The organism is Acinetobacter rongchengensis, from assembly GCF_003611475.1.
Lineage (GTDB): Bacteria > Pseudomonadota > Gammaproteobacteria > Pseudomonadales > Moraxellaceae > Acinetobacter > Acinetobacter rongchengensis.
Window position 1 is genome coordinate 1 of record NZ_RAXT01000011.1, and the last position, 14631, is coordinate 14631.

General features: G+C 38.1%; 15 protein-coding genes and 4 tRNA genes. 5 read left to right on the forward strand and 14 right to left on the reverse strand.

The window, feature by feature from the left end; translation table 11 throughout:
* Positions 1–266 precede the first annotated feature (266 nt).
* Genes D7V20_RS07535 through D7V20_RS07545 form a run of 3 tightly spaced genes read left to right on the forward strand, consistent with a single transcriptional unit; the run spans position 267 to position 2405 of the window.
* A complete protein-coding gene (locus D7V20_RS07535) occupies positions 267–677 on the forward strand; it encodes a YfiR family protein (protein WP_235831607.1) in 411 nt (136 codons plus the stop codon).
* Positions 678–681: 4 nt separating this feature from the next.
* Positions 682–1899, forward strand: a complete 1218-nt coding sequence (locus D7V20_RS07540) for a sensor domain-containing diguanylate cyclase (protein ID WP_120383701.1) — start codon at positions 682–684, stop codon at positions 1897–1899.
* A 26-nt stretch (positions 1900–1925) separates the two neighbouring features.
* Positions 1926–2405, forward strand: coding sequence for an OmpA family protein (locus D7V20_RS07545; RefSeq protein WP_120383702.1), 480 nt, complete (start codon positions 1926–1928; stop codon positions 2403–2405).
* 170 nt (positions 2406–2575) lie between these two features.
* Here the strand turns inward: D7V20_RS07545 and D7V20_RS07550 are convergent.
* From D7V20_RS07550 to secA, 8 genes are all read right to left on the reverse strand, one after another.
* Positions 2576–2652: transfer RNA gene (locus D7V20_RS07550), tRNA-Pro, on the reverse strand.
* A gap of 16 nt (positions 2653–2668) precedes the next feature.
* A tRNA-His gene (locus D7V20_RS07555) sits at positions 2669–2744 on the reverse strand.
* Positions 2745–2787: 43 nt separating this feature from the next.
* Positions 2788–2864, reverse strand: a tRNA-Arg gene (locus D7V20_RS07560).
* 48 nt (positions 2865–2912) lie between these two features.
* Positions 2913–2989, reverse strand: a tRNA-Pro gene (locus tag D7V20_RS07565).
* Positions 2990–3140: 151 nt separating this feature from the next.
* A complete protein-coding gene (nadA, locus tag D7V20_RS07570; protein ID WP_120383703.1) occupies positions 3141–4208 on the reverse strand; it encodes a quinolinate synthase NadA in 1068 nt (355 codons plus the stop codon).
* Positions 4209–4357: 149 nt separating this feature from the next.
* Positions 4358–5578, reverse strand: a complete 1221-nt coding sequence (gene argJ / locus D7V20_RS07575) for a bifunctional glutamate N-acetyltransferase/amino-acid acetyltransferase ArgJ (RefSeq protein ID WP_120383704.1) — start codon at positions 5576–5578, stop codon at positions 4358–4360.
* Between the two features lie 217 nt (positions 5579–5795).
* Positions 5796–6170, reverse strand: coding sequence for a hypothetical protein (locus tag D7V20_RS07580; protein WP_120383705.1), 375 nt, complete (start codon positions 6168–6170; stop codon positions 5796–5798).
* Between the two features lie 145 nt (positions 6171–6315).
* A complete protein-coding gene (gene secA / locus D7V20_RS07585; protein ID WP_120383706.1) occupies positions 6316–9033 on the reverse strand; it encodes a preprotein translocase subunit SecA in 2718 nt (905 codons plus the stop codon).
* A 333-nt stretch (positions 9034–9366) separates the two neighbouring features.
* Here secA and D7V20_RS07590 point away from each other — a divergent pair, with 333 nt between their 5' ends.
* Both D7V20_RS07590 and D7V20_RS07595 read left to right on the forward strand, forming a co-directional pair.
* The gene (locus tag D7V20_RS07590; RefSeq protein WP_120383707.1) at positions 9367–10008 is read left to right on the forward strand and encodes a peroxiredoxin; all 642 of its coding nucleotides are present in this window, start codon (positions 9367–9369) and stop codon (positions 10006–10008) included.
* Between the two features lie 262 nt (positions 10009–10270).
* Entirely contained in the window at positions 10271–10876 is a 606-nt protein-coding gene (locus D7V20_RS07595) for a DUF805 domain-containing protein (RefSeq protein ID WP_120383708.1), read from the forward strand.
* A gap of 66 nt (positions 10877–10942) precedes the next feature.
* Here D7V20_RS07595 and D7V20_RS07600 read toward each other — a convergent pair whose 3' ends face one another.
* The 6 genes from D7V20_RS07600 to rpmF all read right to left on the reverse strand — a co-directional run bounded on the left by D7V20_RS07600 (position 10943) and on the right by rpmF (position 14606).
* Positions 10943–11356 (reverse strand): TM2 domain-containing protein, encoded by a 414-nt coding sequence (locus D7V20_RS07600; protein ID WP_120383709.1) that lies wholly within the window; start codon positions 11354–11356, stop codon positions 10943–10945.
* Between the two features lie 148 nt (positions 11357–11504).
* Positions 11505–11978, reverse strand: a complete 474-nt coding sequence (gene lysM / locus D7V20_RS07605) for a peptidoglycan-binding protein LysM (RefSeq protein WP_120383710.1) — start codon at positions 11976–11978, stop codon at positions 11505–11507.
* Positions 11979–12214: 236 nt separating this feature from the next.
* Positions 12215–12451, reverse strand: coding sequence for an acyl carrier protein (gene acpP, locus D7V20_RS07610; RefSeq protein WP_004723957.1), 237 nt, complete (start codon positions 12449–12451; stop codon positions 12215–12217).
* A gap of 87 nt (positions 12452–12538) precedes the next feature.
* A complete protein-coding gene (fabG, locus tag D7V20_RS07615) occupies positions 12539–13273 on the reverse strand; it encodes a 3-oxoacyl-ACP reductase FabG (RefSeq protein ID WP_120383711.1) in 735 nt (244 codons plus the stop codon).
* On the reverse strand, positions 13270–14256 hold the full coding sequence (fabD, locus tag D7V20_RS07620) for an ACP S-malonyltransferase (RefSeq protein WP_120383712.1): 987 nt from the start codon (positions 14254–14256) through the stop codon (positions 13270–13272). The genes fabG and fabD overlap by 4 nt, the downstream gene beginning before the upstream one ends.
* Before the next feature lie 164 nt (positions 14257–14420).
* Entirely contained in the window at positions 14421–14606 is a 186-nt protein-coding gene (rpmF, locus tag D7V20_RS07625; RefSeq protein WP_004922151.1) for a 50S ribosomal protein L32, read from the reverse strand.
* Positions 14607–14631 lie beyond the last annotated feature (25 nt).

The following is a 14631-nucleotide window of genomic DNA, read 5'->3' on the forward strand; positions in this document are numbered from 1 at the left end:
CTCACCAACACAACCCCCTTCAGCAATTTTTTTTTGTTTTTATGATTGTTTGATTATTTATTACCCAAAAAAATCTAAATTAGCATGAATTTAACTAAATTTTGAGCTATTTATATTTGTTATTTTTCTTTAAACTGTGCCTGACGGTTTTCATCTTTAAAATTAATCCGAATATGGCCTATTTAATAAATAGAAAAATATTATGTTTAGGAATCTTGCTATTATTTTGCAACTATTCCCATGCCAATTCGCCACACAATTTTTTTATGATGACGTTATCCATATTAAGTTATGCGAAATGGAATACACCGAATCCTCAATTATGTGTTGTTGATAATCCCGATTATGCAACTCAGTTTAGTGCTTATATCAAAACAACCAAGTCTCCATTTTCTGCATTTGCCATTCATGCGTCAGAATTAAGAACACGTCACTGTGATGTCGCTTTTTTTTCAAATACCACTGCTCAAGCTGAGCAAACTTTTATCAATAAATCTTTTAATCCTTCAGTTCTAACTTTTAGTACAAGTAACGCTGAATGTGATATCGGTAGCACTTTTTGTTTATTCAATAATAAATCAGGAAATACCTTCTTTAAAGTAAATTTAGATAGTTTGGCGCAGTCTAAAATACATATTGACCCACGTGTTTTACTACTTGCTAAGAAATCGGATTAAAATAATGATCAATAGTTTTTTTAAATCGACTTCATTACAAACCTTATTTCGTAAGTCTCAATTTACGATTTTTGCGATCACTCTTCTGATTTGTACATCTACATTTGTCAGTATTTCAATCTTTACTGTTGAATCTTACGCTAAACAAAATTTACTCTTAATCAGTAGAACTGTTTCTGAACGTATTCAGCCAGCTTTAGTATTTTCAGATAAATATGCAATTTCTCAAATTATTAATGAATTTACACTTCAACATTCTGTTCGTTCGATTCAAGTTTATGATGCGCAAGGCAATGAAATTGCAAAGAGTTTAAAAACTGTCGAACATTATTCTTATATTCAGAATTTCTTTGATCATATTTTCTTAAAAGATGCGATTAAGTTGAATGTACAACATCAAGGTCAACATGTGGGTAATGTTGTTCTTTATGGTAGCTCCAACGAAATTCTAATGTTTATTTTTAAAATTTTCGTGGGTCTTGCTTTTGGGATGTTGTTTATGATTTTTGCCTTATGGTGGTCAGTCAATCTGACCTATCGCCATATTATGCATTCTTTTTCACCTCTCATTCAGATTGCACAATTATTAAAAAGCCAAAAAGCTTACAATTTACGATTCCCACAAAATGATATAAAAGAGTTTCAAGAACTAAACACTGTTTTTAACCAATTATTGGATGAAATACAGTCTTGGCACACGCACTTACAAAACGAGAACCATGAACTTTCCTATCAGGTTCAGCATGATCATTTAACTCAACTCCCAAATCGTAATTATTTTTTCCAAGTTCTATGTAATTTATTCGAAGATTCAAAACAGCGTAACAATCTCGCATTATTGTTTATCGACAATAATAATTTTAAAGCGATCAATGATCAGTATGGACATCTCGTTGGTGATGAAGTACTGAAAGAAATGTCAAATAGGCTTAAAAATAATATTCGCCAAAATGATTTCGTAGCGCGACTTGCCGGTGATGAGTTCGCAATTATCTTACAATCTGTTGCTAAAATTGAGCATTTAATCTCAATTGCAGAAAATTTGATAAAATGTTGCGAGGAACCTTTGATTTATAAAGGGCAATCTATTTCGTTTAGTTTCAGTCTAGGTATTGCACTGTCTAAACATGCAACCACCCCAGAGGATTTAATTTCTCAAGCTGATCAAGCAATGTATAAAGCAAAATCTTTGCAACATCATTGGTTTATTTATCATTCGTAATTTATTTTAAATGTAGAGTATTTAATATGTCACTTAGAAATTTACAGCTCACCATTCTGGCTGTGTTTTGTTTAGCGCTTTCTGGATGTATGAATCTAGGCGGTCTAAGCTACAAACAAGCTCGTGTTGTAAAACAGGAAGGCTTTACTCTTACAGATGAAGGTTGGAGCTTAGGGTTACCTGAACGTTTACTTTTTGGTTTTAACGAATCTACCATTAAACCTGAAAATCAAAAAGATATCTCTCGCTTAGCCACACAGCTCAATAAATATAACTTAAATAAACTCAGAATCGTTGGGCATACGGATAATGTTGGAAATCCTGATTATAATCTAAAGCTTTCTGAAGAACGTGCGCAAAGCGTTGCCAACGTGTTTATTACACAGAAATTTGATCCGCAAAATTTAAAAGTAGTAGGTAAGGGGTCAACTCAACCTATTCACGATAATGAAACAGAAGAACATCGTGCCGAAAACCGTCGTGTCACTGTGATTATTATTCCTTAATTTGCAGTTTCTTATCATGTAACTTGTCAAATAGATCTCTTCGGAGATCTTTTTTTATATGTACTGTTTTAATGGTGCTTAAAGCTCAATTTCTTTTTCAAACACCAAATTTCAGGCATAAAAAAACCGCTTGTTAGCGGATAATTTATATTTAAGCTTTTCACTTAAATTGGTCGGAGCAGTAGGATTCGAACCTACGACCCCCTGGTCCCAAACCAGGTGCACTACCAGGCTGTGCTATGCTCCGATTTCTCATAAGAGATTGGGGTGGATGAAGGGGCTCGAACCCTCGACAACCGGAATCACAATCCGGGGCTCTACCAACTGAGCTACAACCACCATAACAGCATTTTCAGGATCTACAATATCAAACTACCATAAATGGTGCGCCTGACAGGATTCGAACCTGTGACCATCCGCTTAGAAGGCGGATGCTCTATCCAACTGAGCTACAGGCGCATGACCAATGATACTAAAATATCACATGATTACCTTGCCTTGAAGAATTGGTCGGAGCAGTAGGATTCGAACCTACGACCCCCTGGTCCCAAACCAGGTGCACTACCAGGCTGTGCTATGCTCCGTTCATCTCAGCTTTTTGTATCACACATCGTGCGGTACGGTGTGCATTCTAGGCGTGACGCCCGAAGACGTCAACACCTATCTTGAAAAAAAATTAAAAAAACACTCCAAATGTATATTAATCAAGCATTTCAGATATTTTTTATACAATTTCTATCGTTTTAATTGAGCACTGAAGTTCAACATACGATCTAAAGGTAATTTCGCACGCTCTGCAAGCGCAGGATCTACAAAAATTTCCTGATCACCTTTTAGTAATACATCCAAAATACCATCTAATTCATTCATAGCCATCCACGGGCAATGCGCACATGAACGACATGTTGCCCCTTCACCTGCTGTTGGCGCTTCAATCAATGTTTTATGTGGGACAGCTTGTTGCATTTTATAAAAAATGCCACGATCCGTAGCCACGATTAAAGTATCTTGTGGAAGCGTCTGAGCGGCTTTGATTAATTGCGATGTACTGCCAACAGCATCCGCAATATCAATTACAGATTCAGGTGACTCAGGATGAACCAATACAGCTGCATTTGGATACAGCGCTTTCATATTACCAATACCGCGTGCACGGAACTCTTCATGCACAATACATGAACCATCCCATAACAACATCTCTGCACCAGTTTTCTTTTGAATGTAACGTCCTAAATGCTGATCAGGTGCCCAAATGATCTTTTCACCCAAACTATCCAAATGCTCAATAATTTCAACGGCACAACTTGATGTTACAACCCAATCTGCACGTGCTTTCACTGCTGCTGATGTATTTGCATAAACCACCACAGTATAGTCAGGATGTGCATCACAGAATGCTGTGAACTCATCAACTGGACAGCCCAAGTCTAACGAACAAGTCGCTTCAAGCGTTGGCATGAGAATGGTTTTTTCAGGGGATAAAATTTTGGCTGTTTCCCCCATAAATTTCACACCAGCAACCACCAATGTAGACGCTTCATGATCACGTCCAAAGCGTGCCATCTCTAATGAATCAGAAACACAGCCACCTGTCGCTTCTGCGAGCTCTTGCACCTCAGGATCACAATAGTAATGAGCCACCAATACTGCATTACGCTTTTGCAACTCTGCTTTAATTTGCTCAAACTTTTGTTGCTTTAACTCAGGACTTAAACTGTTGTCCTTCGGTTCACCTAAACGATCTAAATGCGCTTGCACAATCGATTTTGCTTCGTTGGCAATTAAATTATTCGCATCATTCATAAGAGGTCTTCTCTTTCCTTGTCGCTGGCGTCATGCTAGCGTTTACACATTTGTGAATTGATTGTACGTTCTACCGCACATAAATTCACCACGAAAAATGTTTTTATTATAAAAAAGCCTCATAAATGAGGCTTTATTTAAATTTTTAATTAAGAACGATAATCAGCATTAATCTTGACGTAATCATAAGATAAATCACAGGTATAAACCGTATCTTTTGCCTGCCCTCGCCCTAAATCAACACGAATCATCATTTCAGTTTGTGACATCACGCGTGCGCCAGCTTCTTCTGTATAATCTGCCGCAGCACCACCATCTTTACAGATTTGCACATCATCCAACCACACTTGGATTTTTTCCACATCTAAATCTTTTACCCCTGCATAGCCAATCGCAGCAAGGATTCGCCCCCAGTTTGGATCTGATGCAAAAATGGCTGTTTTTACCAATGGTGAATGTGCAATGCTGTAAGCAATATCACAACATTCTTGCGTGTCATTTCCACCTTCCACAGTTACTGTAATGAATTTTGTTGCCCCTTCACCATCACGGATGATTAACTGTGCCAAGCGTTTCATTACACGGGATAAAACATCTAAAACCATAGCATAGCGTGGATCTTCAACTGAACTAATTTCTATGCCACCTGCTAAACCTGTTGCAGCAAAAATACAAGAGTCATTTGTCGAAGTATCACCATCGACTGTAATACGGTTAAATGATTGATCAGCACTGATTTTTAACATTTGCTGAACAAGGTTACGAGCAATAGGAACATCTGTTGCGACAAAGCTTAACATCGTCGCCATATTAGGGCGAATCATGCCTGCACCCTTGGATATACCTGTCATTGAATAGGTCACACCATCAAGTTCAAACTGTTCAGAAGCACCTTTAGGCGTAGTATCCGTGGTCATAATGCCTGTAGCAGCATCTACCCATGAGTTTTCATCTAGCGTATCTAATGCAGGTGGTAGACCTTGCACCAAACGATCAATCGGAAGTTGCTCACCAATCACACCTGTTGAAAAAGGTAAAACTTCATACTGTTCAACTTCAGCAAGTTCTGCGAGCTTCAAACAAGTCAATTGCGCATTTTCCATGCCTAATTTACCTGTTCCAGCATTAGCATTACCCGTATTAATCACTAAGTAACGTGGATTGGCTTGTTCTAAATGTAATTTAGAAACATGTACTGGAGCTGCGCAGAAAGCATTTTGTGTAAATACACCAGCAACATTCGTCCCTTGTGCAAACTCAAAAATAACTAAATCCCGTCGATTAGGATAACGTACATACGCCTCAGCAGAGCCAATTTTTACCCCTTGCACCACATGCATATGCGGCATAGACACGTCACCAACAGCCATTTTTAAATGTCCACATGAAATATAATAAGAACACAGCTTATTAGAAATTTTAATAAAAATCGAGTCTATTAAAATGCTTATCTATTTTTACTATAAAATTAAAATTTATTACTGATTCAGCTATGTCTTATTTTATCTAAACATTCAAATCATAAAATTGAAAAAGCCAGTAAAATTACTGGCTTTCGTCATCTGAAACATCAGCTATTGTCTATTCTTACTGAGCTGGCGCTGTTGTATTAGTATGAGTTGTATCAACAGCCAATAAAGCCTGTTTTACTTTCTCTTGACTGCTTGCAGATAAAGCAGGATTTGAAGCCAGAACACGGTTAATCGTTGCTGGCGTAACCGCTGCAATCGCTGCAGTTTTAAGAATAATCGGGCGCCCGCCAGTATTTCCCAAGGTATAGCGAATACCTGTACGTGGGCTAATCACTGTCGTCGTTTCATTTTTCACTACAGTTTGCGCAGTGCTTACACCTGTTGCGGCTTGAACTTTTTCAACCGTGGTTGTTTGCGGTGCTGTATCTGCAAATGCCAATACTGGAATTGCTAAACTTACAAAAAATAAAGGTTGTAATAATTTTTTCATTGTCTTTCCACAGAACGATCCAATCCTGCAAGTTAATAGCATTTAATTGGCATTCCTGCAATCAAAATTAACTTTTGATAATAACTTGTAAAAAAAGCAGAACAATTGTTCTGCTTTTTCCGTTAATTTCAAAAATCAGCGCAAATTAAAGTTTGCCATGACATTGTTTATATTTAAGACCAGAACCACATGGACAAGGTGCATTACGGCTTTCTGGTGCTACAATTTTCTGTTCTTCAGTAAATTGTGCATCCACGACCACATTATTTAATTCACCTGTTAAACCATCCACTTCGTCATGCGCAAAGTTTAAACGCATAGAATCAGCTTGAGCTTGTTGCTGTGCTTCCATTTCAGCCAATTCTTCAGCTGTAGGAATATGTACACGAGAAAGATCCATCACCACATCAGATTTGATCACACCCAACATGTTTACAAATAAGTTAAATGCTTCTTTTTTGTATTCTTGCTCAGGATTTTTCTGTGCATAACCACGTAAATGAATGCCTTGACGTAAATAATCCATCGCAGCCAAATGGTCTTTCCAATGGCGATCTAAAGCACCCAGCATAAAATGACGCTCTAAGGTTGCAGCAGAGTCATCACCCATTTGTTCACGGCGGCTTCTATACCGCGCAACAACCTCATCTGAGATCCGTTCAACCAAAGCTTCTTCATCTAAGCGGCGATCTTCTTCCAACCATTGATTTACTGCAAGATCGATACCTAAATCATCTCTTAAGGCAACTTCTAAACCATTGATATCCCATTGATCATGGATAGACTCTGGTGGAATATAATTCTCAATTAAGCCCTTAACCACTTCACGATGCATTTCTTCAATATAATCTTGCAATGTACTTTCTTGAAGAATTTCATCACGTTGAGAGTAAATAATTTTACGTTGTTCATTATTTACATCATCGTATTTCAATAGATTTTTACGAATGTCGAAGTTACGTGCTTCTACTTTACGTTGTGCATTTTCAATCGAACGAGACACCATTTTATGTTCAATGGCTTCATTTTCTTGTAAGCCCATTGCTCGCATCATGCCAACAACACGATCACCTGCGAAAATACGCATCAAATCATCTTCTAAAGATAAGAAGAAACGAGAAACACCTGGATCGCCTTGACGACCTGAACGACCACGCAACTGGTTATCGATACGACGAGACTCATGACGTTCCGAACCGATGATATGTAAGCCACCAGAGCTGATCACCATTTCATTGTTACGATCCCACTCTTCTTTTAAGCGCGCTTCATCTTCAGCTGTTGGGTTTTCAATTTTGGCAAGTTTAGCTTTCCAGTTACCACCCAGTAAAATATCTGTACCACGACCCGCCATGTTAGTCGCAATCGTTACTGCACGTGGCGAACCCGCTTGAGCAATAATGTCCGCTTCACGCTCATGTTGTTTTGCATTCAAAACTTCGTGAGCAATTCCTGCTTCTTTCAACTTATCAGACAAAATTTCAGATGCTTCAATGGTTGCTGTACCAATCAAAATTGGCGCAACACCAGCTTCGTGAATTTTTTGGATTTCCTCAATGATCGCATTGTATTTACCATTACGATTTAAATAGATTAAATCATTCTGATCATTACGAATCATTGGACGATGGGTTGGAATAAGCACAACATCCAAACCATAAATTTCTTTCATTTCCGCAGCTTCTGTATCCGCAGTACCTGTCATACCTGAAAGCTTTTTGTATAAACGGAAATAGTTTTGGAATGTTGTGGTTGCTAAAGTTTGGTTTTCAGGTTGAACTTCTAAACCTTCTTTAGCTTCAACGGCTTGATGTAAACCTTCAGACCAACGACGGCCTGGCATAGTACGACCCGTATTTTCATCAACAATCACCACTTCATTTTCATGAACAATATAGTGAACATTACGTTGATAGAGAAAACGTGCACGAATCGCGGCAGTCACATGATGCACAAGGTTTAAGTTTGATGGAGAATATAAACTTTCACCCTCAGCCAACAAACCCATTTCAATCAGTTCATTTTCAACCTTTTCAAAACCAACTTCAGTCATTTCTACAGAACGTTGCTTTTCATCAATCCAAAAATGACCACCATCAGCAACTTTTTCTTCTTTTTGAGCTTTTAACTTTGGAGGAATACTGTTAATTGCAACATAAAGCTGAGAAGAATCATCACTTTGACCAGAAATAATCAACGGTGTACGTGCTTCATCAATCAAGATCGAATCGACCTCATCGATAATGGCATAAGTGAGACCACGTTGTTTTTTCTCTGCCATAGAGAAAACCATATTGTCACGTAAGTAGTCAAAACCAAACTCGTTGTTTGTACCGTAAGTAATATCGGCACGATAAGCTTCCGCTTTTTCAACAGGTGATTGCATTGAATAAATCACGCCTACTGTTAGGCCTAAGAATTCATACAATGGACGGTTAAGTTCAGCATCACGTTGTGCCAAATAGTCGTTTACGGTAATGACATGCACGCCTTGCCCACTAATCGCATTCAGGTATACAGCCAAAGTACCCATCAGGGTTTTACCTTCACCTGTACGCATTTCAGCAATTTTACCTTCATGCAAAGTAATACCACCGATTAACTGAACATCGTAATGGCGCATCCCCATGACACGTTTACCCGCTTCACGACAAACCGCAAAAGCTTCTGGTAACAACTGATCTAGACTTTCGCCTTTGTTATATCGCTGTTTGAATTCTTCAGTTTTTGCAGATAAGTCCGCATCGCTTAAAGCTGATATCGTCGGCTCGAGCGCATTGATCTTATCGACAATTTTACGCATCCGCTTGAGTTCACGCTCATTTTTTGTACCGAAGATACCTCCGATCAGACTTGCCAACATATAAACTCTCTAAATCTTTGTGAAATAATTTTTTCTCAAACGATATTATGGTGCTAGAAATTTGAAGTACAAGGGTTTTGCACAAAACCAATAAAAAAAATCTGACAACCAGTTCTAGCGTATATGAGCTAAAGCGCATTAATGTAGCAAATTTGACCGATATTTACAGCGAAGAACAGATCAATTACACGATTTTTTTGTGCTTTGATTTTACAATATGCATTTTCCTGATAAAGAAATATAAAAACACTATTTTTAATTATAAAAAATCTAGGCAATAGTATTTATGACGAGCAAATAACCAACTACTTTTCTAAATATTGAGGTTTTAACATGACTTTACGATTAGGCGATCTCGCCCCTGACTTTAAACAAGAGTCAAGCCAAGGCACAATTCAATTTTATGATTATTTAGGTGACCATTGGGGAATCTTATTTTCACATCCTGCCGATTACACCCCTGTGTGTACAACGGAACTCGGTTACACTGCAAAATTAAAAGATGAGTTTGAAAAACGAGGCGTAAAAGCCATCGCATTGTCTGTAGACGATGTTGAATCACATCAAGGTTGGATTGACGATATTAATGAAACACAAGCAACTCAAGTTAATTTCCCGATCATTGCAGATAAAGATCGTAAAGTATCAACACTCTATGACTTTATTCATCCTAATTCCAGTGAAACACTGACTGTACGTTCTTTAGTGATTATTGACCCAAATAAAAAAGTTCGATTAATCATTACCTATCCTGCATCTACTGGACGAAACTTTAAAGAAATTTTACGTGTCGTAGATTCACTACAACTGACAGACACATTTAAAGTCGCCACACCTGCCAACTGGCAAGATGGTGAAGATGTCGTGATTGTACCTTCACTCAAAGATGAAGCTGAGTTAAAACAACGCTTTCCTAAAGGTTATACAGTGGTTAAGCCATATTTACGTTTAACACCGCAACCCAATAAAGACTAAAAGTGTTTTGTACTCAGCCATCTCCGTTTATATTGAAATAGCTTATCGCAGTGATTATTGGATCAAACGAAGGATTCCGTCATTGTCATAAGCTTTTGATTTGAAATTTTCATACATTTTTCATGAAAATTAGAATAAAGATTAGAGTTAAATCACTATTTACAAAAAAGTTTCTGACCTATAGAACAAAATACATACAACTCTGTTAATATCTTTTTCAATAACAAATGTTCTTTTATTGACAACAAACATTGAGAAAAATATGAAAGGTACGATTTTAGATTACAGTATACAAAGTAACATGGGTGTAATTAGTGGTGATGATCAAATCCGCTATCCTTTTTCAGGGGCAGAATGGAAAGGTGACGCTCCACCTAATCGTGGCATGCGTGTTGATTTTGATGTAGACAGTATGGGCAATGCCTTACAAGTTTACATCGAACTTAAATCAAACAATACGCTACACAATATCAGTAAACAACTAGATCAAATTTCGAATCTTAATCAAGATGAAGAGCAATACAGCCCGATTGATTGGTTTGTAAAATGTATCAAACAATATGTAACTTTTGATGGTCGTGCACGTCGTAAAGAGTTTTGGTTCTTTTGTTTGGTCTCTTTAGGCTTAGGGATTATTGTTCAAATCATAGATAGAATTATTGGCACTGCCCCCCTACTGAATGGCTTATTAAATCTAGCATTATTTCTACCAAGCCTTGCCGTCGGCGCACGACGTTTACATGATGTTGGTCGTTCTGGTTGGTGGCAACTGATTGGATTGACAGGGATTGGACTTATTCTGCTTATCGTATGGTGGGCTACAGACACGAAACAAGAACAGAATGAATATGGGCCACCTGCACGCTAATTCATCTTGACATAAAATAAAGGGCTCATTAGCCCTTTGTTTTTGAATCTAAGAAATCAATTTTACTCACCCATATTTACGGGCAAAGTCTTGATCTGAAGTACACAAGTAAATAATAAACTCAATAAAAGCAACAATTGAAGGAATAAACGTCCAGCAGAAAATAAGGTAAACAATCCCCCAACCAATTTGACCTAAATAGAATTTATGTGCACCAAAACCACCTAGGAAAAATGCCAATAACGCTGCAACAATTCGATTCTTTTCACCCACTTGGTTGGGTAACTGAATCGACTTATTCATCAAATAAATGTCGATCGCTTGGCCTGCCCCATCAATTGCGAAATCAACACGTTGACCACGACTTGGCGCATACTGATCACGCCACTGTACCCCAGAAAACTGATATCTATTTTGATCATCCCCCGTGATCACACCTGAATTCGTTTGTACTGAATAATCAAGTATTTGACCTTTCATGTTTATCCTTATTTTTCTTAATCATCTAAAATATCAGTATAAAAATTATCCTTTAAATTTTCAAATAATTTCTTATATTTTGAGAGTCTAAAACAGAATTTAAAAATAAAAAAAGACACTTTCGTGTCTTTTTTATCACAAAACAGTCTTAAGCAGGAATACGCAAAACTTGTCCTGGGAAAATCTCATCAGGGTCTTTAAGCATTGGTTTATTTGCTTCAAAAATTTTAGGATATTTATTGGCATCACCATAAACTTCTTTGGCAATTTTAGACAAATTATCACCAGATTTAACAGTATAGAATTTACTCTCAGGTTCTGGGGTGACAACCGTCATTTGATCATCAACTTGAGCAACGTGATCAATATTTCCTACAGCAAGAATGATTTTTTCTTTATCTGCCTGTGTCTGTACTTGCCCCTGAATAATTGCAAGATCAGTTGCGCCATTATAGCTCACCGAAAGGCCAGCAACAGGTAAACCAAGTGCTTTAATATGACCTAATAATTTATTTGCAATTTCCTGAGCAGATGGCTCAGAAGGTGTAGCTGGTGCAGCTTGAGGTTCAGCAGGTGCTGTATTCTTTTTACCAATTCCTTTAATAAAATCAAAAAGACCCATGTGATTACTCCATATAACTTGTTTTACTGTGAATGATTTCTATTGTGTTATAAAAATTTATAAACTTTATTCTTATATCTAAAAAACGTACTAAATAACGTTGTCATTGGTGACATAAACGTAACGTTATGTAACTCACATTTTTTCAAGAAAACAAATCCATTTTCTCAAATATAAAAAAGCCACCATAACGGTGGCTTTTAGGCGTAACAACAGTCTGTTACACAGTCAACTCATTAACCAAGTTTCTTGGTTACATAGTCGATCGCTGATTGAACAGTCGTGATTTCGTTAGAATCTTCATCAGGAATAGTGATGTCAAAATCATTTTCGAAAGACATCACAAGTTCTACTAAGTCTAAAGAATCAGCACCTAAGTCATCCATGAAAGATGCTTCGTTTTTGATTTCTTCAGCCTTGATACCTAATTGTTCTGCAACAGCTTGTTTAATGCGTTGTTCGATATCGCTCACAGGAATTCTCCTCATTGCTTGTGGCGGCGTTTTAATTGCCTGATAGTTTAATTGAATATTGAGTTTTTTCAAAGTTTATACATCGCATTAAGCCATGTATAAACCACCATTTACGTGTATTACTGTACCAGTGATGTAACTGGCTTTATCTGAAGCCAAAAAACTCACTGCATTTGCAATATCTTGCGGCTCACCAAAACGGTTTAGCGCAACTTGATCGCTCATTTTTTTACGAATATCTTCGCTTAATTGTTCTGTCATTTCAGTTGCAATAAAGCCTGGTGCAATCGCATTTACAGTAATCTGACGGCTTCCCATCTCTTTTGCAAGACTGCGACCAAATGCTTCCATTCCCGCTTTAGCAGCAGAATAGTTGGCTTGCCCCGGGTTGGCAAAATGGGCAACCACTGAACTGATATTGATAATGCGACCAAAGCGAGCTTTTGTCATGCCTTTCAATACACGCTTAGACAGACGGAATACCGCTTTAAGATGAATATTTAAGATATCATCCCAGTCATCTTCCGACATACGCAATAAAAGATTGTCTTTGGTAATGCCTGCATTATTGACAAGTACCATCACTGAACCATATTTTTGTTCAATATCTGAAACCAATGTATCAATTGCCGTAGCATCACGTACATCGAGAACAGCACCCGTACCATTTTCAGCAAAATGAGCAGAAAGTTTTTCTGCGCCTGCTTCTGAAGTTGCTGTACCGACTACAAAAAAACCGTCTTGAATGAGTTGTTGAGCGATGGCTGCACCAATCCCTCTACTTGCACCTGTTACTAGTGCAACTTTTCTTTCTTGTGTCATGCAATTTTCCCTTCAGCCACTAATATAGCATTCAGTGCATCTTCCATACGGCTTTGCGTATCGAGTGGAAATGCTTTTTCAATATTGGGTAAGCGTTTTGCTAAGTTTGCCAATACATTACCTGGACCACACTCTGCAACATATTGAATTCCTTGGTCTTGAAGGAATTGCATTGTTTTAGTCCATTGTACTGATTGATACAACTGCGCAGTTAACGCTTGACGTAATTGCACTGTATCCACTGCAACTTCTGCGTTGACATTTTGTATTACAGGAATACTAGGTAACTCAATGGCAGTATCTTCCAAAGCTTGCGCAAACTGTTCTGCTGCTGGTTTCATCAATGAACAATGTGATGGCACAGAAACAGGTAATGCAATGGCTTTACCACCATTTTCTTTTGCAGATGCCATAACAACTTCGACCAATGCCTTAGTACCCGCAATAACCACTTGACCTTGTGCATTGTAATTTGCTGCTTCAACTGCGCCGCCACCTTGGGCATTGGCTTGGTTGCACAGCTCAATTACTTTAGCATCATCTAAACCAAGGATAGCAGCCATACCACCTTGACCTTGTGGGACAGCAGATTGCATAAGTTTGCCACGCAAATGAACCAGTTTTACAGCATCAGCCAATGTCATTGAATTCGCTGCGACCAATACGCTGTACTCACCCAATGAATGTCCTGCAAGATACTTAGGTGCAACACCACCCAAATCCAACCACACACGCCACAATGCAATACTTGCAGTGAGAAGAACGGGTTGAGTATTTTCAGTTTGATCTAAACCTTCGCCACTTTGTGCGATGTGCCATAAATCGAAACCGATTGCGTCCGAAGCTTCGGCAAAAGTTTCTTGCACACCACTAAACTGTTCAGCAAGTTCGGCGAGCATACCTACTTTTTGTGATCCTTGACCAGGAAACAAAAATGCAGTTTTCGTCGCTTGAGCTGCTTGTTCGAGTCGTCTAGCAGACATATAAAAGTCCCTTATTTAATCTTGATCGTTTCCGATGTGGCAATTTTACAGAAAAAAAAAATTATTTTAATTGCGAAATACAACAAAAAACGCAGATGCTAAAACAAAAAAAGGGAGCTTTCGCTCCCATTTTTTCATTAAGCTCACGCTTAACACTGTCTCAATTATTCAGCATCAGCTGCTTTAGCGAATAATTGGCGACCACGGTAGATACCATCTTTAGTCACGTGGTGACGACGATGAGTTTCACCAGTAGTTTGGTCTACAGTTAATGCATTCTCGGTTAAAGCGTCATGTGAACGGCGCATGTCACGGCGAGAGCGACTTTTACGGTTTTGCTGAACGGCCATGATGGCTCCTTACAAATCGAAAAAA

Bases quoted from the DNA above. Each gene is read 5' to 3' on its own strand.
- D7V20_RS07600 (WP_120383709.1), bottom strand. From the start codon at position 11,356: ATGAAAGGTCAAATACTTGATTATTCAGTACAAACGAATTCAGGTGTG.
- D7V20_RS07580 (WP_120383705.1), bottom strand. From the start codon at position 6,170: ATGAAAAAATTATTACAACCTTTATTTTTTGTAAGTTTAGCAATTCCA.
- D7V20_RS07540 (WP_120383701.1), top strand. From the start codon at position 682: ATGATCAATAGTTTTTTTAAATCGACTTCATTACAAACCTTATTTCGT.
- lysM (WP_120383710.1), bottom strand. From the start codon at position 11,978: ATGGGTCTTTTTGATTTTATTAAAGGAATTGGTAAAAAGAATACAGCA.
- D7V20_RS07590 (WP_120383707.1), top strand. From the start codon at position 9,367: ATGACTTTACGATTAGGCGATCTCGCCCCTGACTTTAAACAAGAGTCA.
- fabD (WP_120383712.1), bottom strand. From the start codon at position 14,256: ATGTCTGCTAGACGACTCGAACAAGCAGCTCAAGCGACGAAAACTGCA.
- D7V20_RS07545 (WP_120383702.1), top strand. From the start codon at position 1,926: ATGTCACTTAGAAATTTACAGCTCACCATTCTGGCTGTGTTTTGTTTA.
- rpmF (WP_004922151.1), bottom strand. From the start codon at position 14,606: ATGGCCGTTCAGCAAAACCGTAAAAGTCGCTCTCGCCGTGACATGCGC.
- D7V20_RS07535 (WP_235831607.1), top strand. From the start codon at position 267: ATGATGACGTTATCCATATTAAGTTATGCGAAATGGAATACACCGAAT.
- fabG (WP_120383711.1), bottom strand. From the start codon at position 13,273: ATGACACAAGAAAGAAAAGTTGCACTAGTAACAGGTGCAAGTAGAGGG.
- secA (WP_120383706.1), bottom strand. From the start codon at position 9,033: ATGTTGGCAAGTCTGATCGGAGGTATCTTCGGTACAAAAAATGAGCGT.
- nadA (WP_120383703.1), bottom strand. From the start codon at position 4,208: ATGAATGATGCGAATAATTTAATTGCCAACGAAGCAAAATCGATTGTG.
- D7V20_RS07595 (WP_120383708.1), top strand. From the start codon at position 10,271: ATGAAAGGTACGATTTTAGATTACAGTATACAAAGTAACATGGGTGTA.
- argJ (WP_120383704.1), bottom strand. From the start codon at position 5,578: ATGGCTGTTGGTGACGTGTCTATGCCGCATATGCATGTGGTGCAAGGG.